The organism is Hoeflea sp. TYP-13, from assembly GCF_040932035.1.
Classification (GTDB): Bacteria; Pseudomonadota; Alphaproteobacteria; order Rhizobiales; family Rhizobiaceae; genus Hoeflea_A.
Genome location: NZ_JBFRBB010000005.1, coordinates 372569 through 393832, shown reverse-complemented (window position 1 = coordinate 393832; position 21264 = coordinate 372569). Strand labels below are relative to the sequence as shown.

Sequence of the window (21264 nt, the reverse complement as noted above, 5' to 3'; positions counted from 1 at the left end):
AGCCTATCGCACAATGGACAATTCGCGGCTTTCTTTCCTCACGGCGACCGGGCTGCGGCCGTAATGTTTGTTAAACGCGCGGCTTAACGCCTCGGAGCTGGAATAGCCGAGTTTCCTCGCCACCGACTGAATGCGCCGGCCGGAAGCGATCTCCTGGCGGGCAAGGATCATGCGCCAACGGCGCAGATAGGATTGCGGCGTTTCACCGACGCGGCTCACGAACTGCTCCGAGAAACGGCTGAGCGACATTCCGGCGACATCGGCAAGCTCGGTATTGCGCCAGCTTTTGCCTGGATTTTCGTGCATGGCGACCAGGGCGCGGCTCAACCGGTCGTCGGAAAGGCCGGCGAGAAGCCCGGGCGTCGTTGCGCCAAGTTCGAGCTGTCTGCGCAACAGCCGGATGATAAGGACTTCGCAAAGGCGATTGAGCGCCGAGGCCGATCCGCAACGATTGCCGATGGCCTCGGCCATGACCATTTGCAAAAGCATGGCCGTGTTGTCGTTGCCGTCCGTTTCCATCACCAGCCGTTCGGATAGCGCCGAAACCAGAGGATTGCTGTGACCGCCCCAGCCGGCCCGGGCTTCAAGCAGCCGCTCCATTGATGGGATTGAACTTTGCGCTGTCTGATGCCGCGGCCAGAACTCGACCCCGCAGGGGCTGCCGGCTGCCGGATTTCCGAAAACGATCAGGTTGCCTTCGCCGGGGGCGACCATTTTCACAGACATATGAAAATACCGCATCAATGCTGAAAGACGGTCAAATTTGCTCATCGGAACACTTTGGGTGTTTTGATCATATTATTCGGATTTTATGGATCATAACTTCTGATACTACAAGATCAAATGAAATTTGAGCAAGAGTTTTTCATGTTGATGCCACGTCAAAAAACCCCGGATTTGCTGGTTCCGACTCTTTCCGGAAGCGATTTCAACCTGTCTGAGGAACGATCGGAGCGCGGAGTCGTTATCTGCTTTTACCGCGGCCTGCATTGCCCGATTTGTGCGAATTATCTGAAAGAACTCGAAAAGCAGACGCCGGTCTTTGCCGAGCGCGGCGTGACGACAATTGCGATCAGTTCCGACGGCCGCGACCGCACTGAGGCCATGGCCGAAAAGGTCGATGCCGGGGCCTTGCGGTTCGGATATGATCTTTCGCTTGCGAAAGCGCGGGAATGGGGCCTTTACATTTCCACATCGCGCGGCAAGACCTCCATCGGTATCGAAGAACCCGCGCTGTTTTCGGAGCCGGGGCTGTTCATGGTGACACCCGAACAGACACTCTATTACGGATCGGTTCAGACCATGCCGTTCGTGCGCCCGCATTTTACCGAGCTTGTCGGTGCGCTTGATTTTGCCATCGAGAAAAACTATCCGGCCCGCGGCGAATATGCCGGTGAGGTGTGATCACCTCTGTCAACTTTCATGACCTCAGAGGCGCGAGACTCATGACTGTTGGCCGGGCCACCCGTTTCCTGAACAGGGAAATGAAAAGGGCCGCCGGATAACTCCGGCGGCCCTTGCTGTATTTCGGAATTCCGTTGTCAATCAGGCGGCGAGATCGCGCAGAACCGTCTGCAGAATGCCGCCATTATTGACGTAGTCGACCTCATCGAGCGTATCGATGCGGCAGATGATCGGCACGTCCTTGACGGTGCCGTCACCATAGGTGACCTTGGCGATCTTCTTCTCGCGCGGCTGGATGGAGCCGAGACCCTCGATGGTGACGACCTCATCACCCTTCAGATCGAGGCTTTCCCAGCTTGTGCCGTCTTCCAGCACAAACGGGATGACCCCCATTCCAACAAGGTTTGAGCGGTGGATGCGCTCGAAGGACTGGGCGATGACGGCGCGCACGCCGAGCAGGTTGGTGCCCTTGGCGGCCCAGTCGCGGGACGAACCGTTGCCGTATTCGACGCCGGCGAAAATGACCAGCGGCACACCTTCCTGCTTGTAGAGCATGGCGGCGTCGTAGATCGACATTTCCTCTTTCGAAGGATAGTGGATCGTGTAGCCGCCCTCCTTGCCGTTCGGCCCGAGCATGTGGTTGCGGATGCGGATATTGGCAAATGTACCGCGCATCATCACCTCATGATTGCCGCGCCGTGTGCCGTACTGGTTGAAGTCGGCGACGGCGACATGGTGGTCCATAAGATACTCGCCTGCGGGTGACTGCGCCTTGATGGTGCCGGCCGGCGAGATGTGGTCGGTGGTGATCTTGTCGCCGAAGAGGCCGAGCACGCGGGCGCCGACAATGTCGGAAATACCGCCGGGCTGCTTGCCCATGCCGACGAAGTAGGGCGGGTTCTGCACATAGGTCGACCCGTCGTCCCAGGCATAGGTCTGGCCTTCCGGCGCCTGCACGTTCTGCCAGTTCTCATCGCCCTTGAAGACATCCGCATATTTCGATTCGAACAGTTCGCGGGTGACGTTTGCGGCGATGAATTCCTGGATTTCCTGCGAGGTCGGCCAGATGTCCTTGAGGTAAACCGGATTGCCGTCGGAATCGTCGCCGATCGGCTCGCTGGTCAGGTCTTTGGTCACGGAGCCTGCAAGCGCATAGGCGACCACCAGCGGCGGCGAGGCAAGGTAGTTTGCCTGCACGTCCGGCGATACGCGGCCTTCGAAGTTGCGGTTACCGGAAAGAACGCCGGCGGCGATCAGGCCCTTGTCGTTAATGGTCTTGGAGACCGGGCCCGGTAGCGGGCCGGAATTGCCGATGCAGGTGGTGCAGCCGAAGCCGACCAGGTTGAAGCCGAGCTTGTCGAGCTCCGTCTGCAAGCCGGACTTGTCCAGATATTCGGCGACGACCTGCGAGCCGGGTGCCAGCGACGTCTTGACCCAGGGCTTGGTCTTCAGGCCCTTGGCGGCGGCGTTGCGGGCAAGAAGGCCCGCACCGATCAGCACCGACGGGTTGGAGGTGTTGGTACAGGAGGTGATGGCAGCGATGGCAACATCGCCATGGCCAAGATCGTAATCCTCGCCCTCGACCACATAACGGGCGTCGGCGCCCGCGGTCTTGCCGTATTCCTCGGCAAGCGATTTGGCGAAGCCCGGTGCAATGCCTTCCAGCGGAATGCGGCCTTCCGGGCGCTTGGGACCGGCCATGGACGGAACGACATCGCCGAGGTCGAGTTCGAGCGTATCGGTGAAGACCGGATCGGCGGAACCTTCGTCACGCCACATGCCTTGCGCCTTGGAGTAGGCTTCAACGAGAGCAATCCTGTCTTCTTCGCGTCCGGAAACCGTGAGGTAATGAACGGTTTCATCGTCGACCGGGAAGAAGCCGCAGGTGGCGCCGTATTCGGGGCCCATATTGGCAATGGTCGCGCGATCGGCGAGGGTCATGTTGTTGAGGCCGGGACCGAAGAACTCGACAAACTTGCTGACAACACCTTTCTTGCGCAGCATCTGCACGACGGTGAGCACGATATCTGTGGCAGTGATGCCTTCCTTCGGCTTGCCGGTCAGGCGAAAGCCGATGACTTCCGGCAGAAGCATGGAAATCGGCTGGCCGAGCATGGCGGCTTCCGCCTCAATGCCGCCGACACCCCAGCCAAGCACGCCAAGGCCGTTGATCATGGTGGTGTGGGAATCGGTGCCGACGCAGGTGTCCGGATAGGCGACCGTTGCGCCGTCTTCGTTCTTGGTCCAGACCGTCTGACCGAGATATTCAAGGTTCACCTGGTGGCAGATACCGGTGCCGGGCGGCACGACGCGGAAGTTTTCAAATGCCTGCTGGCCCCATTTGAGGAACCGGTAACGCTCGCCGTTTCGCTGATATTCGAGTTCGACATTGCGGGCAAAGGCGCTGGGCGTGCCGAATTCGTCGACGATGACCGAGTGGTCGATCACAAGGTCGACCGGCACCAGCGGGTTGATCTTTTCCGGATCGCCGCCGAGGCTCTTCATGGCATCGCGCATGGCGGCAAGGTCGACAACGGCCGGAACGCCGGTGAAGTCCTGCATAAGCACGCGGGCCGGACGATAGGCGATTTCCTTGCCGGCGGTGCCCTTGTCGGAAAGCCAGCCCGCAACATTCTGGATGTCGTCCCTGGTGACCGTGCGGCCATCTTCGTTGCGCAGCAGGTTTTCCAGAAGCACCTTCATGGAAAACGGCAGGGCCGAGATGCCTTCAAGGCCGTTCTTCTCGGCCTCGGTGAGGCTGAAATAAGTGTATTCCGCATCGCCCACTTTCAGGGTGCTGCGGCAGTTGAAGCTGTCGAGTGATTTCGTCACAGGCGGCTCTCATTCTACGTTGGTTCACCGAAAACTACGAACGAACGCCTTGTGACGCGCTTGAGTGCGCGTTGAAGCCTGCGGGTGCGGCCATTTCCGCTGTCCGTCCGTGGATGGTCATTCTGTCCGATTGACCGCTAACCAGGTTCGGCGCAAATATGGTGTTCACGCCGACCGCTGGCGTGGTTGCAGGCCTTATAGATAATTTTATAGAACGGTTCTAGACCGTTTCGAGACGAATTCGGAGTTTTTTCCGTGATGCAGCATCGCCTGCAAGAATTGGACTGGTAAATGCGGCTTGTTGCCGACAATGTTTCGGTTGCACGTGGCGGCCATATATTTTTCTCCGGAATCAGTTTTTCTCTTGAGGCGGGCGAAGCGCTTGTCGTCTCGGGGCCGAACGGGGTCGGAAAATCAACCTTTCTAAGGGTTCTCGCCGGTCTTTTGCCGGATGCGGAAGGCTCTGTACGGCTGGAAGATGCAGGGTTCGAAACCGCGGCGGAGGGCGCGCATTATCTCGGTCACCGCAACGGGATGAAATCGGAGCTGACCGTGCGCGAGAACCTCGAATTCTGGCGCAGCTTCATGGGCGAGGCCGGTGGAGATCAGACCAAAGTATCAGCCGGCGTGATCGAGGCGGTCGCCATGGTCGGCCTTGACGGTCTTGATCATCTGCCCTTCGGCTATCTTTCGGCGGGACAGAAGCGGCGCATTGCCATGGCGCGGCTTTTGACGGCCTACAGGCCGCTGTGGATTCTGGACGAGCCGACCGCCGCTTTGGACGTGCAGTCGCAAGAGATGTTTTCCGGCATCGTCGCCGGCCATCTGAAAACCGGCGGGCTTGTTGTCGCCGCCACCCACCATTCGCTGGGGCTTAAGAACACGCGCAACCTGATACTCAATCCCGATTCGCAGGCAGCGATGAGCAGCCACGATCCGTTTGCCTCGCAGGAGCCGGCCTGATGTGGGCGTTGTTTGTCCGCGATACGCGGCTTTCAATACGGGCCGGCGGGGGCGCGCTGATCGGCGTGCTTTTCTTCCTTGCGGTGGTTGCCGTCATTCCGTTCGGCGTCGGGCCGGACCTGAATCTTCTTGCCCGCATCGGTCCGGCGATCCTGTGGATCGGGGCTCTGCTTGCAGCACTTCTGGGGCTCGACCGGCTGTTTCAGCTCGACCGGGAGGACGGCTCGCTCGACATCATGCTGATGCAGGAAACGCCGATGTTCCTGACCGTTCTCGTCAAATGCCTTGCGCACTGGACGGCAACGGGCCTGCCGCTGATCATCGCATCGCCGGTGCTCGGGCTTTTCATGAATATCGATGAGGTGGCGATGCTTGCCGTTGCGGCAACGCTGCTTGCCGGGACACCGGCGATCACATTTATCGGCGCGGTCGGGGCGGCCGTATCCGTGGCGCTGCCGCGCGGCGGCGTGCTCGTCTCTGTGCTGGTGCTGCCGCTGGCAATTCCCGTGCTGATCTTCGGCGTCAGCGCCGTTAACGGCGCCATTGAGGATCCGGCGCCGTTCCTGCCGCCGTTCTTGATCCTTTGCGCCATCACATTGTTCTTTTCCGTGCTTGGTCCCTTTGCAGCGGGCGCGGCGTTGAGGGCGTCGCCTGACTAGGCTTTCCCCGTCAGGCCGGTTTATCCTCAACGGAATGCAGGCCGGGTATTTCCCCTATTTGGAGGTTGGTTCATACTGCCGGGCAGGCCATGGCCCGTGCCTCCCCCCTCCGGTCGGGAAAGTACATCACATATGGGGCTGCTTATTTTGAACCGACTGTTCGAGCATCAAGCATAAGGAGGGAATGCGGTAACCGCTCGCAATAGGAGGTTTCGATATGAAACTGTCTGCACCGATTTATCACCTCAAACGCCGGGCCAAGGCTTTGTCCCGCGAAAAAGGCATTTCGCTGAATCAGGCGCTTGACCACATCGCGACGGAAGAGGGCTTCAACGGCTGGAGCCTGCTTGCGGCCCGGGCGTCGGCTCCCGTTCATGCCGTAGAGCTGCTTAACGCGCTGCAGCCGGGAGACCTGGTGCTTTTGGGAGCGCGCCCCGGTCACGGCAAGACAATATTGGGTCTGGAGCTTTTGCTCGAAGCGATGAAGTCGGGCCATCGAGGTGTGTTTTTTACGCTTGAGTACAATGAGGGTGATGTCCTCAACCGGTTACAAATGCTTGTTGGAGATCCCGCGGTCATCGGCGACCGGTTCGAATTCGACAATTCCGACGCCATCAGTTCAGACTATATCATGAAGCAGCTTGCATCTGCTCCCCGGGGAACAGCGGTGGTCATCGACTATCTGCAGCTGCTCGATCAGAAGCGGGAGAACCCGGAGCTGGCAACCCAGGTCAGCGCTTTGAAGTCATTCGCGGGCGACAGGGGATTGATCATCATTTTCATTTCGCAGATTGACCGGTCCTATGATCTGTCGGCAAGGCGATGCCCCGACCTGAGGGATGTCCGATTGCCAAATCCGGTGGATTTGAAGCTTTTCAACAAAACATTCTTCTTGAACGATGGGGAGGTCAGGATGGATGCGGTGGGCTGACCTTGCTCAGTCTTTTGCCTGCATTGAATCAATAACCCGGCCCATAAAGTCGAGGAACTGCGCGCGCTCTTTTTCAGAAAAGCCGCCCAGCGCCCTCGAGTTGACGGTATTTGCTGCTTCATAAGCCTGATCGCGGATGCCCCTGGCCTTCGCGGTCAGCCAGATTTGCTGGGCGCGTGCATCGGACGGGTGCTTCGTTCTGCGGATCAGCCCGTCGCGCTCCATCCTTGTCAGCGTATTGGCCATGGTCGCCTGCTCGATATCAAGCCGTGCGACCAGCTCCTTTTGTGTCACGCCGTCGCGTTCCCAAAGTGCCAGCAGCGCCGGGAACTGTCCCGGCACAATTCCGAGCGGTGCGATGCGTTCGTGCAGGCCTTGCGCAAAGAGGCGCGCCATGTGGTTGGCCAGATATCCCGCTGATTTCATTTTCTCGAATCTCATAATCGGATATTTCACTTGAATAGCAAGCTATGCAATGTTATATAGTATGCTATGTAAATATTTTGAACAGGATATTGGAGTGGGAGTTGTGTCATGTCGCTCAAGAGTACACCGCAAAAATTCGGCATCGTTGCAATCACCATCCATTGGGTCAGTGCTCTTGCCATCTTCGCGCTGATCACAACGGGTCTGCGCACAGACGCCGCGGCAACCACCGCAGCAAAGGTGGCGCTGCTGCAGGTGCATATTCCATTTGGAATAGCCGTTTTGCTGCTGACCGTGATCCGTATCGGCTGGTGGCTGCTTGCCGACAGCAAGCCCCGGCCATTGCCGGCGTCCGGTCTGCAGAACCGGCTGTCGGGGATCGTTCACGTGCTCTTTTATGTCGCGATCCTGGGGCTTGGCCTCAGCGGCATCGGCATGCTGATTCTGTCGGGGGCGGGCCCGTCCATTGTTGAGGGTTCCGCCGCCAACCTGCCCGATTTCAGCGAATACCCGCCGCGCCGTCTTCACGGAATTGCCGCGCGGCTGATGATCGCATTGCTGGCGCTGCACACGGTAGCGGCGCTTTACCATCAATTTGTCATACGAGACGGGCTGCTCAATCGTATGTGGTTCGGAGCGAGGTAATCATGAAAACGAGAATTCACGCAATTGCCGGCGTTGTCGGCTTCCTCACAATCCTGTCGTTCTGGACGTCGACCGTCACTGTCGAACTGTTCGGAACCCCTGCGGCCATCGCTGCCGTCAAATCGTGGATTTTGAGCGGCATGTTCGTCCTTATCCCGGCAATGGCCATTGTCGGCGCGACCGGCATGTCGCTTGGCCGAAAACGCCGGGACCGGCTCACAAAGGTCAAAAAGACGCGCATGCCGGTCATTGCCGCAAACGGTCTTGTCATTCTTGTGCCGGCTGCCTTTTACCTGGCTTCAAAGGCAAATGCCGGCGATTTCGACGACTGGTTCTATGCAGTCCAGGCGGTCGAACTGATTGCCGGAGCGGCCAATCTTACCATGATGGGCCTCAATATCCGCGACGGGTTGAAGATGACCCGGCGCATCGGCCAGGCCGCACCGCAGTAACAAACGCCCTGGCGCGATGCGGTGGCTATTCAGCCGAGTGCCGAAAACTCGGTCGGCCACGGATGGCGCCAGGCATCCAGTTCCATCAAACCGTCTGCCCAGCGGCGAACTTCGCCGAACTCTGCAAGCGGCAGTTCGGCCTGGTCAGCTAGAGGCATAAAGGTCGCGACGCCAAAATCGGCGATCGTCAGCCGGTTGCCGACAAGGTGACCTTTTCCTTTGAGGTAGTCATTGAGAACGCCGGCGAATTGCAGGAAAAAGCCGGTCGCATCCTCGATCTCGGCGGCATCAGGGTCGCCTGCACCGATTGCGCCTTTCAGAAACCTCTGGAACCAAAGGCGGCCGGCGTGGCGGGAGAAATGCGCCGTGTCCCAGTTCAACCACTTCATCACCTCGATCTGGGCAACCGGATCCTTTGGCCACAGATCCGATCCGGCTTTGAGCGCGACATAGGCCATGATTGCGTGCGCTTCCCACAGGTGAATGTTGCCGTCTTCAAGCGCCGGGGTCTTGCCGTTGGGATTGACGGCGAGGTAGGCGGGCTGTTTGTGCTCGCCTTTGGCAAGTTCCACACGGACATATTCGACCGGTGCGCCCGTATGTTTTGCCACAGCGCAGGCTTTGCGCGGATTTGGGGTCTCGGAATAATAAAGCCTCATCGTCTCCTCCATCATTCGTTTTGCAACAGCTTGAGGCACATCTAATATATGTTCAAGAACATATTAAGCTTCCGCGGTAGGATGCTGACAGAAGGGAGGATTGCCCATGCCCTATAGCGCCACACACAAGCAGGAGACCCGGGCGCGAATTGTCCAGTGCGCCCATCAACTGTTCAATCGCCATGGATTTGGTGATGTTTCCATTGACGAGATCATGGCTGCCGCCGGGCTGACGCGCGGCGGGTTTTACAACCATTTCAAGGCGAAGGAGGATCTCTATGCGGAAACTCTGCTGGCCTACGCATCGCGGCGGCGGGAAGACAACGGCAATGCGCCGCAATGCGGCGGTGAGGCAGCCCGCGACATGGTCCGCAGGTATATTTCGAGCACGCATTTGGGAGACATTGACGCCCATTGTCCGTTGATGGCGCTGCCGTCGGACGTTGCGCATGCCGGACCGGTCGCACGTGCCGCCTATACTCAGGTTCTCGAAGCCATGGTGCAGTTCTTTGAAATGAACCTTGAGCCTGAAAGCGGGCTTTCGGCGCGGGAACGGGCATTGTCGCTGTCGGCGACCTGCGTCGGCGCCATGGTGCTTGCGCGCACTGTGGACGATCCGGAATACTCGGATGAAATCTGTAAAGCCGCCTCGGCATTCGCCTGTGCCGCCATCGGATCGACAGACCGGGACTGAAGGCATGCGTCCTCCGGTTGCCTTTTGAGCGAAGTTGGACTAACGCCTTGGATCTTGGTTTCAGATGACAGGTCAGCCCATGCCTCTTCCCGAACTTCTAGAGCATCTCAAAAAAACCGCAGCGCTTAGCCAGGTCGCCGGCCTGATCTCATGGGACCAGGAGGCGATGATGCCCAGGGAAGGCGCGGCACAGCGGGCCGAACAATCGGGTGTGCTTGCCTCGGTGATCCATGCCTACAATGGCGATCCGCGTGTGCCCGAATGGATCGCGAAGATTGATCCGGACCCGCTTTCGCCCTTCGACCGGCGCAATATCGAGGAGGCGCAACGGGCCTATGACAGGGCGACCAAAATTCCGGCGCGACTTGCCGAGGAAAGTGCAAAGGCGAGTTCCGAGGGCCAGCTCTTGTGGGCGCGTGCACGTGCTGCGAAAGACTTCGCCATGTTCGTGCCGGCGCTCAAGCGCAATATCGAGCTAAAGCGCGAAGAGGCGGCTTGCCTTGCAGACCCGGGCACCGATCTTTACGACAGCCTGCTTGATGAATTCGAGCCGGGCGCCAAGGCAGCCGAGCTGTTGCCGTTGCTTGAGAGCCTCAGGCCCGGCCTTGTCGCCCTACGCGAAAAGATTGCCGGCAAACCCGCGCCGCAACCGCTCACCGGACACTTTGCCGCCGATGCCCAGCTGGCGCTTGCAAAGACGGTCGCCGCCCGCATCGGATATGATTTCAACGCCGGACGTATCGACACTGTGGTTCACCCCTTCTGCTCCGGCAATGGCGGTGATGTGCGCATCACCACGCGTATAGACGAGGCCGATCCTCTCAATTGCCTCTATTCGACAATCCATGAAGTCGGCCACGCGCTCTACGCACAGGGCGCGCCTGATCCGTACCTGCCGGCGGCCGATTATTGCTCCATGGGCGTACATGAAAGCCAGTCGCGTTTTTGGGAAAACCAGATCGGCCGTTCGCGCGCCTTTGCCGATTGGCTCTATCCGCAGATGAAAGAGGCGTTCGGCGAATTCTCTCTCGCAGGTCCGGATGCGCTTTATGCGGCGGTGAACCGGGTTCACTCGGGTTTTATCCGCACCGAGGCCGATGAGGTTCACTACAACCTCCATATCCTGCTTCGCTTTGAGCTCGAGCGCGAGCTGATCTGCGGAGCGTTGGAGGCCGAAGACCTGGAGGAGGCATGGAACGAACGTTTTGCCCGCGACTTTGGTGAGAACGTTCCGGATCCGAGTCTTGGCGTCCTGCAGGATGTGCATTGGTCCATCGGCCTGTTCGGATATTTCCCGACCTACAGTCTCGGCAATATCTATTCGGCCTGTCTCGACCGGGCGATGCGTCGGGATATGCCCGACCGCGACGCGACGGTCCGCACTGCTGAGACGCGGCCGATCCTTGACTGGCTGCGCGAAAAAATCCACGTGAAAGGCCGTTTGCTGCCGGCGCCGAAGCTCATTGAGGAAGCAACCGGTGAGGCGCCATCCGCCCAACCGTTGCTGGACTATCTCGAAGATAAGTTCGGCGGGCTTTACGATCTGTAAGGCCAGGGCTCTGCGTCATAAGCAGCACAAAATGTGCGGACAAAATCATCGCCGGATATTGGGGGCGCCCATGAAAGGAGCATCGACCATGAACAGCCGAATACTTGCAGCTTTTGTTGCGGTTTTCCTGGCGCTTCCGGTATCCGCTAATCTTGCTTATGCCCAGTACAAGCCGGAGCTTGTGGGTGTGTGGAGCGGTACGATTGAGCACGGCGCGCGGATTATTCCTACAGACCCGACACCAACCTACTACAGCTCGCTTGATCCCAGGTTGGAAATCACAATGACCATTGTTGGTCAGGACGACCGGTCCTTTCACGGCCTCATGGGCAATCACGAGGAGAGGGAATTTTTCGTCGGCGTCGTGCGGGCCGACGGAAAGACACTGCTGATGGCCGATGACGATGGCTATAAATCCGGCACCATCCTGACGCCGACCACGATGGAATACTGCGTTCAGGTCGCCTCCGGCGATCACATGGTCGCCGCGTGCGGTGTTCTTGAAAAGCAGAAGGAAGCATCAAAGTAGTTCGGCCTTCAGCCAGTCGGCAAATGCGCGAACACCGGGGTTTCTGGATCCCTCCTCGGCCTCGATCAGCCAATAGTACAAACCGGTCGGATATCGATCCGCAAACGGGGCGACGAGCTGTCCGGCATTGATTGCGTCGGTCGCCATCGGCTCCCAGGCCAGAAATACGCCGAGCCCGGCTATCGCTCCGTCCAGGCACAGCGAAGCGTTTGACAGGACCGGTCCCCGCCTCAGGATGTCCTTTTTCAAATCATTGGGCGCGAGCCAGATTTCCCAGCCGAACATGGCATCCGGGTCGTATATGATGGGATATCCGCTTATGTCGCGGGGCGTCTCAAGCCCTGCCGCAAGCGCCGGGCTGCAGACCGGAAAGACCCGCTGTTCGAGCAGTTTTTCACACTTGACGCCAGTCCAGCTTTCACGACCCACCCTGATGCAGATATCGACATCGGACCTGCCGGGATCGATGATCGTGACCGACGCATCGAGGCGCACGCGATATTGAGGATGCTGTTTGTGAAATCCGCTCAACCGTTTGACCAGCCATTTTTCCGCAAGCACCGGCGGGACTGAAACGGTCAGGGTTTCTTCGCGATCGGTTTCGGCAAGTTCAATCGCCGCCGACAGTTCCGTCATGGCTGTTGTCAGGCGGCGCGTGATTTCAACGCCGAGCGGAGTTGCCTGCAGTCCCTTAGGCTGGCGTTCGAACAGAATGCGGCCGAGCTGCTTTTCCGCCTTTTGCACCTGCTGGCTGACCGCTCCGACGGTGACCCCCAGCTCATCCGCGGCGGCGCGCAAAGTGCCGAGACGACCGGCGGCTTCTACCGCACGCAGCGAAGACAAGTGGATGCGATTTAGATTTTTCATTTAGTTTTTCTATACCCAAGTGCAGATAAAGTCGATAAACCAACGACTTTCAAACTGCTAGTCTTCAGACATGCTAAATATATACAGAACCCTTGTCGCTCCTATGTGGCAAAAGACCGGATATCGGTCACAGCCTGACAGCCATCCCCTTGCACATTGTGACGATGACGCACAACGGCAGTGGCGAAGGGATCCGTTGTCGCATCCGGCTTTGCAGAATATGACGCTGACGCAACTGGCTGATCTGAACTTCGAGGCGAGCAGAGTTTGCGGTACGTCCGATGCGGACACGTAAACCTTCGGCTTTTCCGCTACCGTGACAAGGTGGCCTCAAACGCTTGATATCGCCGCAATTTGATTGCTAGCTTGGATTGTATCCTGTGCGGTTATCAACGGAGGACTGTCATGACCCGGCGTCTTTTCTCTGCCTTCGCATTTGCCCTCTTTACCCTTGCTGCGCATTCGGCGCTGGCTGCCGATGAGGGTTTGAAAAAAGTCGCCATCGGTATCGACTGGTTCGTCAATCCCAACCATGCACCGCTGGTTGTTGCCCTTGAAAAGGGATTTTTCGCTGACGCCGGGCTTGATGTCACACTGGTTCCGCCGGAAAACACGATGGACAATGTCACTATGGTGCTCGACGGCCGCGTTGCCATAGGCATGTCGGACCAGCCGCGCACGCAGATCGAGGTGGCCGGCGGAAGTCCGCTTGTGATTGTCGGGACGCTCATACCGGTGCCGCTCAATATCGTTCTTGCCGTGCAGGGCGGGCCGGTCAAGACGATTTCCGATCTGCGCGGCAAGCGCATCGGTTATGCCGACAGCGAGAAAACCGAAAGCGATCTCCTGAAAATCTCGCTCGCGGCCCATGACATACCGGTTTCGGATGTCACATTGGTGGATGTCGAATTTGCCATGGTACCGGCGCTGCTTGAGGGCAAGGTCGACGTTTTGACCGATGCCTACCGCAATTTTGAGCCGTTTCAGGTGGAACTCGCCGGAAAGACACCGCTTGTCCTTGATATCGAAAAGGGCGCGATGCCGACCTACAGCGAACTCGTCTACATCGTCAACCGCGACATTGTTGACCCGGACGTGGTCGAAAAATTCCTTGTTGCGGTGGAGCGCGGCGTAAAGGCGCTCGTCGAGGACCCCGATGCATCATGGGAACTGTTCGTCAAATATGATTCGAAACTCGATAACGAACTCAATCGCAAGTCCTGGGATGCAACGGTGCCGCTGTTTACAACGCAGCCGGCGCTGCTCGACAAGGAGCAATATGCAAGGTTTGCGACATTCCTCGTGGCCAACGACATGGTCGGTTCAATACCGGCGGTGCAGGATTATCTCTACAGCCCCTGAGTCTGACCGCTGGCGGGGATCTTCTGCGCGGCGAAAATGGCGGTTATAACCAACGCCGCACCGAGGAACTGCGTGGCTGAAAGGTCTTCCTTCAGGATCATTAAAGCCAGGATGATCGTCACCACCGGCTCGAGATTCATGACCATGGCTGTGCGCGAGGCGCCGATAATCCGCACTCCGGCAAACATGCCCAAAAACCCTCCGGCAAAGCTCAAGGCCGCAGCGGCCATGATGATGCCGGCGATTAGTTCCGCCGGCGGCGGTGCCCATGCACCTGTGCCAATGGTAAAACCCACCGAGACGATTGTTCCGGTGACCGCCATGTAGAATGTAGTGACCGTCGGCTGGACCGCCGGCAGCTTCCGGCCGGTCCACAAAAACGACGTGGCAACGCCAATCGCGGCCATGGCGGAGAAAACCAGGCCGGGCATATTCAATTGGTCAAAGCCGATACCGAGGCAAATTACCAGGCCGACAAGTGCCCCGATGAAACAGGCGATTTCCGCCATGGCCGGCCTTTGCCGATCGAGCAGGCTTTCGCCGAGACGGGTCAGCAACGGGAACAGATAGAGGATCAAAACGGCCAGACTGACCGGTATGAATGCGAATGAAGCAACGAGCGATCCTGTTGCGATCGTATAGACGATGCCGGCTCCGATGCAGTGCATGAGATCGCGGCGCGACAGCGAAGTCCGCGTGCTGCGAAACTTCAGCCACGCTCCGCACACCAGCGCAAAGCAACCGAAGCGGAAGACCGTCAGCGTCTGCGGATTGCTGCCGGTGTCGTAGACCATCGGGGCAAAGATGCTTGAAAGGCTGATGCTGACGGTCGCCGCGACGACGACCATGATGCCGAGCGCAGCGCCGTTTGCCTGTTTGTTGTCTGAATTGCTCATGCGCCGCGCGACTCGGGAATTGATAACCTATGCAGTCTTAGGTGCTTGATGCCCGGCTGTAAAACGCAGTTTTGCAGGCCGCTGCCGGCGGCGCATGCGGCATTACGCGCCTCGCATCATCACGGCAAATTGCCTATTTGCTTTATCGGCAGCATTGTCGAGAACCATTCCAAACGGTAATAGAGTGACCATGACGTTCACCAGCGCCGCCAATTTTGTTACCGGCCTCGCCAATCCGACACGTTTTCTGTCGGTGGTGGCGAAGCTCTTGCCGTGGATGGCGGGTATCACGGTCGTACTCTTTGTGGTCGGTCTTTTTATGAGTTTCCAAGCGCCCGAGGACTACCAGCAGGGCATGACCGTGCGCATCATGTTCATCCATGTGCCGTCGGCGTGGCTTGCGATGATGTGCTACACGGTGATGGCGCTGTCGGCGATCGGAACGCTTGTGTGGCGCCATCCGCTCGCCGATGTCTCGGCCAAGGCCGCAGCACCGATTGGCGCTGCATTTACATTTCTGGCGCTCCTGACCGGATCGCTCTGGGGCAAGCCCATGTGGGGCACCTGGTGGGTCTGGGATGCACGGCTGACCTCGGTTTTCGTGCTCTTTTTGATGTATCTCGGCCTCATAGCGCTCAACCGCGCCATGGACGACCCGACCCGTTCGGCCAAGGTCTCGGCCATCATTATTCTCGTTGGCTACGTCAATATCCCGATCATCAAGTTCTCGGTCGACTGGTGGAACACGCTGCACCAGCCGGCAAGTGTCATCCGCCTTGACGGACCGACAATCCACCCGTCGATGCTCTATCCGCTGCTCATCATGGCTGTCGCCTTCACGATGCTGTTCTTCACACTGCACCTGATGGCGATGCGCAACGAAATCTGGCGGCGGCGGGTCTCGGCGCTGCGCCGGCAGGCCGCCCGGTCGGCTGTGTGAGGACGGCGCGTTCATGAGTCATCTTGCCTTCGTCCTGATTTCCTACGGCGTAACCGCGCTTACCATCCTGGCCCTGGTCCTGTGGGTATTGTTCGACCAGCGTGCGCGCCGGGCTGAACTTGCCGACCTTGAAGCGCGTGGTGTCAGACGTCGCTCCGCCGGTAACAAACCAGAGGCAGAAAATGTCAAGTGATGCAGGGCAAAGCGAAGGCGGTGCTCCAGACCAGCCGGTTGCCGCCAAAAGCCGCCGCAGGTTTATAGCCTTTGTGCCGCTGATCGCTTTTGTGGCGCTCGCCGCGATCTTCTTCAGCCAGCTGATTTCCGACCGTGATGTCTCGGAGGTTCCCTCGGTGCTGATCGGCACCAAGGCTCCGGCGCTTGACCTTCAGCCGCTGGAAGGGCTGAAGCGCCACGGCGTTCAGGTGCCGGCGCTGACCGACGCCGTCGTTGAAGGCAAGGTAACGCTCGTCAATATTTGGGCGAGCTGGTGTGTACCCTGCCGCCAGGAACATCCGCTTTTAATGGCGCTGGCGCAGGACAGCCGCATCAACCTCGTCGGTATCAACTACAAGGACAAGACGCCGAACGCCCTGCGATTTCTGGGAGAGCTCGGCAACCCTTACGCCGCTGTCGGGATTGATCCGAAAGGCGTTGCCGCGATCGACTGGGGCGTCTACGGCATTCCCGAAACCTACCTGCTCGACAAAGACGGCAATATCACATTCAAGCAGATCGGACCGTTCAGCCCGGACAGCGTGAATGATGACCTGATTCCGGCGATTGAGAAGGCGCTAAACGCTTCTTGATATGTCCTCACGGTTGAGCGCGGCTTTGCCGCTAACCTCCGGACGGGGCGGGCCACTTGGCCCGACGCGCGGTCGCGCTTGCGGTGCAGCGCACCGTGTCGTTTTGTTCTCGCTCACGGCCGTACCGCCGCTGAAGCGGCTGGCCTGCGCTGGCACGCCGCACGAGCGGCGACGGCCAGTCGGCCTTGCGAAGCGCTTTGCGCTTCGAAGTGGTTTCCCCTGAAAGCCATCATGGAAAAAGATTTCGGTGCGCAGCGCCGCAAGCGCGACTGCGCGTCGCCGCTTATGCGGCGCCCTCGCGGAGCGTAGGCCCGAAGGGCCGCTCACGCGTGAGCGCAAAAACTTACAAAGAGAAGATCACTCCTCCCCACCCTCATCATGGATCGTGTGCCGCATGATCATCGGCATCTGGCTCATGGTGAAGAGGATGGTGATAGGCATGATGCCCCAGACCTTGAAGGCGACCCAGAAATCGGTGGAGAATGAGCGCCAGACGATTTCGTTGACGATTGCCAAAAAGACGAAGAACAGGCCCCAGCGTAAGGTCAGCTTGCGCCAGCCCGCCGCATCAAGGTGGAAGGCGCTGTCGAAGACGTAGCCGAGCAGTGCTTTGCCGAAGAGAAGGCCGCCGAGCAGTACACTTGCGAAAAGGCCGTTGACGATGGTCGGTTTCATCTTGATGAAAGTGTCATTCTGCAGCCACAGGGTCAGCGCGCCGAAGATGAAGACGACGATGCCGGAGACCAGCGGCATGATCGGCAGGGTGCGGGTCATGAGCCATGAGACCGACAGCGAGATTGCCGTTGCGATCATGAACAGGCCGGTGGCAAGAAAGATCGGCCCGCCGAAGGCGCTGAATGCCGGTACTTTCTCCATCAGCCATTCGCCACGCGCATTGGCAAAGAAAAAGACCAGGAGGGGACCGAGCTCCAGCGCCAGTTTTAGCACCGGATTGATCTCCTGGCGTGCCGGATCCGACGGGTCTCTTTCGAAAATGGGTTGGCTCATTTTGCTCTCATTCAGTTTTCAGCAGGCGCGCGCCCGACAATGGCGGCGGCAAACTCGTCCGCCTCAAAGGGTTCGAGATCGTCGACGCCTTCACCGACGCCGATGAAATAAACCGGCAGCTTGTGCTTGGCGGATATCGCCACGAGAATGCCGCCACGCGCAGTGCCGTCGAGCTTGGTCATGACAAGGCCATTGACGCCGGCAACATTGCGAAAGATTTCCACCTGGTTCAGCGCGTTCTGGCCGGTGGTCGCGTCCAGTGTCTGCAGCACAGTGTGCGGCGCGTCCGGATCGTGCTTGCCGAGGACGCGGACGATCTTTTCAAGTTCGTCCATCAGCTCGGCCTTGTTCTGAAGTCGCCCGGCCGTGTCGATAATCAGTACGTCACTACCAGCCTCGCGCGCCTTTTCGAAGGCATCATATGCAAGTCCGGCGGCATCGGCGCCTAGTTTCGAGGACACCACCGGTGAATTGGTGCGTTCGCCCCAGATTTTCAACTGCTCGATGGCCGCCGCGCGAAAAGTATCGCCGGCGGCGAGCATGACCTTGAGGCCGCCATCGTGGAGCTTTGCCGCGAGCTTGCCAATGGTCGTCGTCTTGCCGGTGCCGTTGACGCCGACAACAAGAATGACATGCGGCTTGTGGCTGAGATCGAGTTCCAGCGGCAGGGCGACGGGCTTGAGCACCGTCTCGATTTCGCTCGCCATGATTTCCTGGACTTCCTCGGTGGAAATGTCCTTGCCGTAACGCCCGGAGGCAAGCGTGTCGGTGATGCGCAGCGCCGTTTCGACCCCGAGGTCCGACTGGATCAGCACGTCTTCGAGGTCCTGCAGCGTATCCTCGTCGAGCTTTCGGCGGGTGAAGATGCCGCTGATCTGGTCGGTGAGCTGCGACGAGGTGCGCGACAGGCCCTGGCGCAACCGGCGGAACCATGATGGCCGGACTTCATCTGTCTGTTCCGCCGGGGCTGGATCTGCTGCCGGCGCTTCCACCGCGGAGACACTTGCCGATACCGATACTTTGCCAGAGGGCGCTGGAGCTGGCGTCGAATCATCTGTGGATGCTTCGTTATCCGCCTTGATCTGCGGCGGTTCCACCCCAGCCTTTCGAGGCTCAGGCTCAGGCTCAGGCTCAGGCTCAGGCTCAGGCTCAGGCTCAGGCTCAGGCTCAGGCTCAGGCTCAGGCTCAGGCTCAGGCTCAGGCTCAGGCTCAGGCTCAGGCGCTACACTCAGTGCTTCGACTGTCTCGGCGACGGGAGTGGCGGCCTGCTCTATTTCAGGTTCTGCTTCGAACGGCACCTCAGAGGCGGATGCGGCCTCTTCGACCTCCGGCGCTGGCGTGTCGGAATCATCCGTCGTTACGACGGTCTTTTTTTTGCCGAAGGAAAAGACCTTCTTGATGAAGCCGAGTGCCATGGTGCCGCCTGTTTCCGTGCCTGTTATGCTGCTGCCCGCGATGACGGCCGGTTGCACGCCTTGCCGGCCTTCAGCCGTTCTCCGTCATGGCCTGAAATACGAGCGGGCACGATCGATCCGGGCCTGCCGCCATCCAAATTGACCAGCGTGAAATTTTCCGTACGGCCGAGGTCCTCGCGCTCGACCAGCACCTTCTGGTCAGTGTCGACCATATTATCCAGATGCTTCAGATGCGCCTCACTGCCCTTTTCGCGCAACCTTGCGGCGCGGGTCTTGATGAGGCCGCGATCGAGCTGCGGCATGCGCGCGGCCGGTGTTCCCTCGCGCGGCGAAAACGGAAAGACGTGCAGGAAGGAAAGGCCGCAGTCATCGACAAGCGACAGGGCGTTATCGAACATTTCATCGGTTTCGGTCGGAAAGCCGGCGATGAGATCTGCACCCAGTGCAATGCCGGGGCGAAGGCTTCGTACCTCTTCGCAAAAGGCGACGGCATGGTCGCGCAGATGGCGCCGCTTCATGCGTTTGAGGATCATGTCGTCGCCGTGCTGCAGCGACAGATGCAGATGCGGCATGAAACGCGGCTCGCCGGCGATCAGGTCCATCAGGTGATCGTCCGCCTCGATGGAATCGATGGAGGAGAGCCGCAGCCGCGCAAGGTCCGGCACCTGATTCAGAATAGTGCGGGCAAGCAGTCCGAGCGACGGCCTGCCCGGCAGGTCGGCGCCATAGCTGGTGGCGTCGACGCCGGTGATGACGACTTCCAGATAACCATTGCCGACGAGCCGTTCGACCTGTTCGACCACCGCGCCCATGGGCACGGAGCGGGAATTGCCGCGGCCATAGGGGATAATGCAGAATGTACAGCGGTGGTCGCAGCCGTTTTGCACCTGAACGAAGGCGCGGGCGCGCCCTTCGATGGCGTCGACCATCTGCGGTGCGGTGTTTTTCACGCTCATGATGTCGTTAACGCGGATCTTTTCTTCCGCCGACACGCCGAAATCCGGGAGCTTGCGATAGCTGGCGCTTTTCAGTTTCTCCTCGTTGCCGAGAACCGCATCAACTTCATCCATACCGGCGAAGGCTGCGGCTTCCGTCTGCGCCGCACAGCCGGTGACGACAATACGCGCATGCGGATTGTCTCGCCGGGCGCGGCGGATCGCCTGCTTGGCCTGGCGCACGGCTTCGCCCGTCACCGCACAAGTGTTGACGACGATGGCGTTGTTGAGCCCGGCCTTTTCCGCCTCGCGCCGCATCACCTCCGATTCATAGGTGTTCAGCCGGCAGCCGAATGTGATGACGTCGACGCCGCTCATGAAACGGTCTCTTCTTCCTGTGCGTCAGGGCTCCAGATGCCGGTTTGCGGATCGAGCGTGCCTGAAAATTCCCATTCAGCAGGGCCTGTCATGATGACGCGGCCATTGTCCTCGTTCCAGTCGATGCGTAGCGGGCCGCCCGGAACATGGACCGTTACGTTGCGGTCCGTCCGGTTGGTGCGCGCAGCGCAAACCGCGGCGGCGCAGGCGGCCGACCCGCAGGCGTCGGTCAGCCCGGCGCCGCGCTCCCAGGTGCGCAGGTCTATTTCGGTGCGCGAGCGCACGCGCGCAATCGATATGTTTGCGCGTTCCGGAAAGACCGGATGGTTTTCAAGCAGCGGCCCGAACTTGGCGAGATCGTAGGACCACACATCCTCATCCACCCAGAAGACCGCATGCGGGTTGCCCATGGAGACGGCCGACGGCGAATGCAGCACCGGCTCGTCGATCGGGCCGATCTGCAGCTCGATCATGCGGGTGTCCCTGAACTCTTCGCCAAGGGGTATCTTTTCCCAGTCAAACTCGGGCTTGCCCATGTCGACCGAGACGGAGCGGTCTTCATGTTCACGGGCGTTGAGGATCCCGGCAACGGTCTGGAAAGTGAAAACCTGCTTGCCGGTCTCGGCACTGAGCGCCTGGACGACACAGCGGGTGCCGTTGCCGCAGGCCTGTGCCTTGGAGCCGTCGGAGTTGAGGATATCGATATAGGCATCGGTGCCGTTGATGCGCGGGTCGTGGATGGCCATGATCTGATCGAAGGCGGTTGCTCCGCCACCCGCCAGTGCGATGGCTGCTGCGGGCGTAACGGCATCGGAGCGGCCGCGCATGTCGACCACCAGGATGTCGTTTCCCAGTCCGTTCATCTTTGCAAATGGAACCATTTCAGCCATCGGCCAGCCCTTTCAGGAGCGTAT

Annotated in this window: 23 protein-coding genes; 13 read left to right on the top strand and 10 right to left on the bottom strand. The window is 59.3% G+C overall.

Annotated features, from left to right (window positions below; genetic code table 11):
- Nucleotides 1-3 precede the first annotated feature (3 nt).
- Entirely contained in the window at nt 4-726 is a 723-nt protein-coding gene (locus tag ABVT35_RS24890; protein ID WP_368470260.1) for an AraC family transcriptional regulator, read from the bottom strand.
- 141 nt (nt 727-867) lie between these two features.
- Here ABVT35_RS24890 and ABVT35_RS24885 point away from each other — a divergent pair, with 141 nt between their 5' ends.
- The gene (locus tag ABVT35_RS24885) at nt 868-1404 is read left to right on the top strand and encodes a peroxiredoxin-like family protein (RefSeq protein WP_368470259.1); all 537 of its coding nucleotides are present in this window, start codon (nt 868-870) and stop codon (nt 1402-1404) included.
- Nucleotides 1405-1545: 141 nt separating this feature from the next.
- On the opposite strand, the gene acnA is transcribed toward ABVT35_RS24885, so the two are convergent.
- Nucleotides 1546-4236: an aconitate hydratase AcnA gene (gene acnA, locus ABVT35_RS24880; protein ID WP_368470258.1), complete on the bottom strand. Its 2691-nt coding sequence runs from the start codon at nt 4234-4236 to the stop codon at nt 1546-1548.
- Between the two features lie 291 nt (nt 4237-4527).
- Between acnA and ccmA the strand changes: the two genes are divergently transcribed.
- The 3 genes from ccmA (at nt 4528) to ABVT35_RS24865 (ending at nt 6789) form a co-directional block, all read left to right on the top strand.
- The gene (ccmA, locus tag ABVT35_RS24875; protein ID WP_368470257.1) at nt 4528-5199 is read left to right on the top strand and encodes a heme ABC exporter ATP-binding protein CcmA; all 672 of its coding nucleotides are present in this window, start codon (nt 4528-4530) and stop codon (nt 5197-5199) included.
- Entirely contained in the window at nt 5199-5858 is a 660-nt protein-coding gene (gene ccmB / locus ABVT35_RS24870; RefSeq protein ID WP_368470255.1) for a heme exporter protein CcmB, read from the top strand. The genes ccmA and ccmB overlap by 1 nt, the downstream gene beginning before the upstream one ends.
- Nucleotides 5859-6075: 217 nt before the next feature.
- On the top strand, nt 6076-6789 hold the full coding sequence (locus ABVT35_RS24865; RefSeq protein WP_368470253.1) for a DNA helicase: 714 nt from the start codon (nt 6076-6078) through the stop codon (nt 6787-6789).
- A 6-nt stretch (nt 6790-6795) separates the two neighbouring features.
- Here the strand turns inward: ABVT35_RS24865 and ABVT35_RS24860 are convergent, their stop codons facing one another.
- Nucleotides 6796-7215 (bottom strand): MarR family winged helix-turn-helix transcriptional regulator, encoded by a 420-nt coding sequence (locus ABVT35_RS24860; RefSeq protein WP_368470252.1) that lies wholly within the window; start codon nt 7213-7215, stop codon nt 6796-6798.
- A gap of 108 nt (nt 7216-7323) precedes the next feature.
- On the opposite strand from ABVT35_RS24860, the gene ABVT35_RS24855 reads away from it, so the two are divergent.
- Nucleotides 7324-7860, top strand: a complete 537-nt coding sequence (locus tag ABVT35_RS24855; RefSeq protein ID WP_368470251.1) for a cytochrome b — start codon at nt 7324-7326, stop codon at nt 7858-7860.
- A gap of 2 nt (nt 7861-7862) precedes the next feature.
- Nucleotides 7863-8312, top strand: coding sequence for a hypothetical protein (locus ABVT35_RS24850; RefSeq protein WP_368470250.1), 450 nt, complete (start codon nt 7863-7865; stop codon nt 8310-8312).
- Between the two features lie 29 nt (nt 8313-8341).
- Here ABVT35_RS24850 and ABVT35_RS24845 read toward each other — a convergent pair whose 3' ends face one another.
- Nucleotides 8342-8971, bottom strand: coding sequence for a glutathione S-transferase family protein (locus ABVT35_RS24845; RefSeq protein ID WP_368470249.1), 630 nt, complete (start codon nt 8969-8971; stop codon nt 8342-8344).
- Nucleotides 8972-9077: 106 nt separating this feature from the next.
- Here ABVT35_RS24845 and ABVT35_RS24840 point away from each other — a divergent pair, with 106 nt between their 5' ends.
- From ABVT35_RS24840 to ABVT35_RS24830, 3 genes are all read left to right on the top strand, one after another.
- Nucleotides 9078-9665, top strand: a complete 588-nt coding sequence (locus tag ABVT35_RS24840) for a TetR/AcrR family transcriptional regulator (RefSeq protein WP_368470248.1) — start codon at nt 9078-9080, stop codon at nt 9663-9665.
- 64 nt (nt 9666-9729) lie between these two features.
- Entirely contained in the window at nt 9730-11214 is a 1485-nt protein-coding gene (locus ABVT35_RS24835) for a carboxypeptidase M32 (RefSeq protein ID WP_368470247.1), read from the top strand.
- Between the two features lie 88 nt (nt 11215-11302).
- A complete protein-coding gene (locus tag ABVT35_RS24830) occupies nt 11303-11743 on the top strand; it encodes a hypothetical protein (protein WP_368470246.1) in 441 nt (146 codons plus the stop codon).
- On the opposite strand, the gene ABVT35_RS24825 is transcribed toward ABVT35_RS24830, so the two are convergent.
- Nucleotides 11735-12610 carry a LysR substrate-binding domain-containing protein gene (locus tag ABVT35_RS24825; RefSeq protein WP_368470245.1) on the bottom strand — a complete coding sequence of 292 codons (876 nt, stop codon included), beginning with the start codon at nt 12608-12610 and terminating at the stop codon, nt 11735-11737. The genes ABVT35_RS24830 and ABVT35_RS24825 overlap by 9 nt on opposite strands.
- A 405-nt stretch (nt 12611-13015) precedes the next feature.
- Between ABVT35_RS24825 and ABVT35_RS24820 the strand changes: the two genes are divergently transcribed.
- Nucleotides 13016-13972, top strand: coding sequence for an ABC transporter substrate-binding protein (locus ABVT35_RS24820; RefSeq protein ID WP_368470243.1), 957 nt, complete (start codon nt 13016-13018; stop codon nt 13970-13972).
- Here ABVT35_RS24820 and ABVT35_RS24815 read toward each other — a convergent pair.
- Entirely contained in the window at nt 13960-14868 is a 909-nt protein-coding gene (locus tag ABVT35_RS24815; protein ID WP_368470241.1) for a DMT family transporter, read from the bottom strand. The two genes, ABVT35_RS24820 and ABVT35_RS24815, sit on opposite strands and share 13 nt — an antisense overlap.
- Nucleotides 14869-15058: 190 nt before the next feature.
- Between ABVT35_RS24815 and ABVT35_RS24810 the strand changes: the two genes are divergently transcribed.
- From ABVT35_RS24810 to ABVT35_RS24800, 3 genes are read left to right on the top strand one after another with little or no spacing between them, the layout of a single operon-like run.
- On the top strand, nt 15059-15808 hold the full coding sequence (locus ABVT35_RS24810) for a heme ABC transporter permease (protein WP_368470239.1): 750 nt from the start codon (nt 15059-15061) through the stop codon (nt 15806-15808).
- 13 nt (nt 15809-15821) lie between these two features.
- Nucleotides 15822-16001, top strand: a complete 180-nt coding sequence (gene ccmD, locus ABVT35_RS24805) for a heme exporter protein CcmD (protein WP_368470237.1) — start codon at nt 15822-15824, stop codon at nt 15999-16001.
- Nucleotides 15991-16614, top strand: a complete 624-nt coding sequence (locus ABVT35_RS24800) for a DsbE family thiol:disulfide interchange protein (RefSeq protein WP_368470235.1) — start codon at nt 15991-15993, stop codon at nt 16612-16614. The genes ccmD and ABVT35_RS24800 overlap by 11 nt, the downstream gene beginning before the upstream one ends.
- 357 nt (nt 16615-16971) lie before the next feature.
- On the opposite strand, the gene ABVT35_RS24795 is transcribed toward ABVT35_RS24800, so the two are convergent.
- The 4 genes from ABVT35_RS24795 to dapF are packed head-to-tail and all read right to left on the bottom strand — an operon-like array spanning nt 16972 to nt 21240.
- Nucleotides 16972-17622, bottom strand: coding sequence for a septation protein A (locus ABVT35_RS24795; protein ID WP_368470233.1), 651 nt, complete (start codon nt 17620-17622; stop codon nt 16972-16974).
- Nucleotides 17623-17633: 11 nt separating this feature from the next.
- Nucleotides 17634-19037 carry a signal recognition particle-docking protein FtsY gene (gene ftsY / locus ABVT35_RS24790; protein ID WP_368470231.1) on the bottom strand — a complete coding sequence of 468 codons (1404 nt, stop codon included), beginning with the start codon at nt 19035-19037 and terminating at the stop codon, nt 17634-17636.
- A gap of 23 nt (nt 19038-19060) precedes the next feature.
- Complete coding sequence (mtaB, locus tag ABVT35_RS24785) at nt 19061-20350, bottom strand: tRNA (N(6)-L-threonylcarbamoyladenosine(37)-C(2))-methylthiotransferase MtaB (protein WP_368470229.1); 1290 nt, start codon at nt 20348-20350, stop codon at nt 19061-19063.
- The gene (dapF, locus tag ABVT35_RS24780; RefSeq protein ID WP_368470227.1) at nt 20347-21240 is read right to left on the bottom strand and encodes a diaminopimelate epimerase; all 894 of its coding nucleotides are present in this window, start codon (nt 21238-21240) and stop codon (nt 20347-20349) included. Before dapF ends, mtaB begins: the two co-directional genes overlap by 4 nt.
- Nucleotides 21241-21264 lie beyond the last annotated feature (24 nt).

Excerpts from the sequence above, each read along its gene's own strand:
- ABVT35_RS24890 (WP_368470260.1), bottom strand. The coding sequence starts at position 726 with ATGTCTGTGAAAATGGTCGCCCCCGGCGAAGGCAACCTGATCGTTTTC.
- ABVT35_RS24885 (WP_368470259.1), top strand. The coding sequence starts at position 868 with ATGTTGATGCCACGTCAAAAAACCCCGGATTTGCTGGTTCCGACTCTT.
- ccmA (WP_368470257.1), top strand. The coding sequence starts at position 4,528 with ATGCGGCTTGTTGCCGACAATGTTTCGGTTGCACGTGGCGGCCATATA.
- ccmB (WP_368470255.1), top strand. The coding sequence starts at position 5,199 with ATGTGGGCGTTGTTTGTCCGCGATACGCGGCTTTCAATACGGGCCGGC.
- ABVT35_RS24865 (WP_368470253.1), top strand. The coding sequence starts at position 6,076 with ATGAAACTGTCTGCACCGATTTATCACCTCAAACGCCGGGCCAAGGCT.
- ABVT35_RS24860 (WP_368470252.1), bottom strand. The coding sequence starts at position 7,215 with ATGAAATCAGCGGGATATCTGGCCAACCACATGGCGCGCCTCTTTGCG.
- ABVT35_RS24855 (WP_368470251.1), top strand. The coding sequence starts at position 7,324 with ATGTCGCTCAAGAGTACACCGCAAAAATTCGGCATCGTTGCAATCACC.
- ABVT35_RS24850 (WP_368470250.1), top strand. The coding sequence starts at position 7,863 with ATGAAAACGAGAATTCACGCAATTGCCGGCGTTGTCGGCTTCCTCACA.
- ABVT35_RS24845 (WP_368470249.1), bottom strand. The coding sequence starts at position 8,971 with ATGAGGCTTTATTATTCCGAGACCCCAAATCCGCGCAAAGCCTGCGCT.
- ABVT35_RS24840 (WP_368470248.1), top strand. The coding sequence starts at position 9,078 with ATGCCCTATAGCGCCACACACAAGCAGGAGACCCGGGCGCGAATTGTC.
- ABVT35_RS24835 (WP_368470247.1), top strand. The coding sequence starts at position 9,730 with ATGACAGGTCAGCCCATGCCTCTTCCCGAACTTCTAGAGCATCTCAAA.
- ABVT35_RS24830 (WP_368470246.1), top strand. The coding sequence starts at position 11,303 with ATGAACAGCCGAATACTTGCAGCTTTTGTTGCGGTTTTCCTGGCGCTT.
- ABVT35_RS24825 (WP_368470245.1), bottom strand. The coding sequence starts at position 12,610 with ATGAAAAATCTAAATCGCATCCACTTGTCTTCGCTGCGTGCGGTAGAA.
- ABVT35_RS24820 (WP_368470243.1), top strand. The coding sequence starts at position 13,016 with ATGACCCGGCGTCTTTTCTCTGCCTTCGCATTTGCCCTCTTTACCCTT.
- ABVT35_RS24815 (WP_368470241.1), bottom strand. The coding sequence starts at position 14,868 with ATGAGCAATTCAGACAACAAACAGGCAAACGGCGCTGCGCTCGGCATC.
- ABVT35_RS24810 (WP_368470239.1), top strand. The coding sequence starts at position 15,059 with ATGACGTTCACCAGCGCCGCCAATTTTGTTACCGGCCTCGCCAATCCG.
- ccmD (WP_368470237.1), top strand. The coding sequence starts at position 15,822 with ATGAGTCATCTTGCCTTCGTCCTGATTTCCTACGGCGTAACCGCGCTT.
- ABVT35_RS24800 (WP_368470235.1), top strand. The coding sequence starts at position 15,991 with ATGTCAAGTGATGCAGGGCAAAGCGAAGGCGGTGCTCCAGACCAGCCG.
- ABVT35_RS24795 (WP_368470233.1), bottom strand. The coding sequence starts at position 17,622 with ATGAGCCAACCCATTTTCGAAAGAGACCCGTCGGATCCGGCACGCCAG.
- ftsY (WP_368470231.1), bottom strand. The coding sequence starts at position 19,037 with ATGGCACTCGGCTTCATCAAGAAGGTCTTTTCCTTCGGCAAAAAAAAG.
- mtaB (WP_368470229.1), bottom strand. The coding sequence starts at position 20,350 with ATGAGCGGCGTCGACGTCATCACATTCGGCTGCCGGCTGAACACCTAT.
- dapF (WP_368470227.1), bottom strand. The coding sequence starts at position 21,240 with ATGGCTGAAATGGTTCCATTTGCAAAGATGAACGGACTGGGAAACGAC.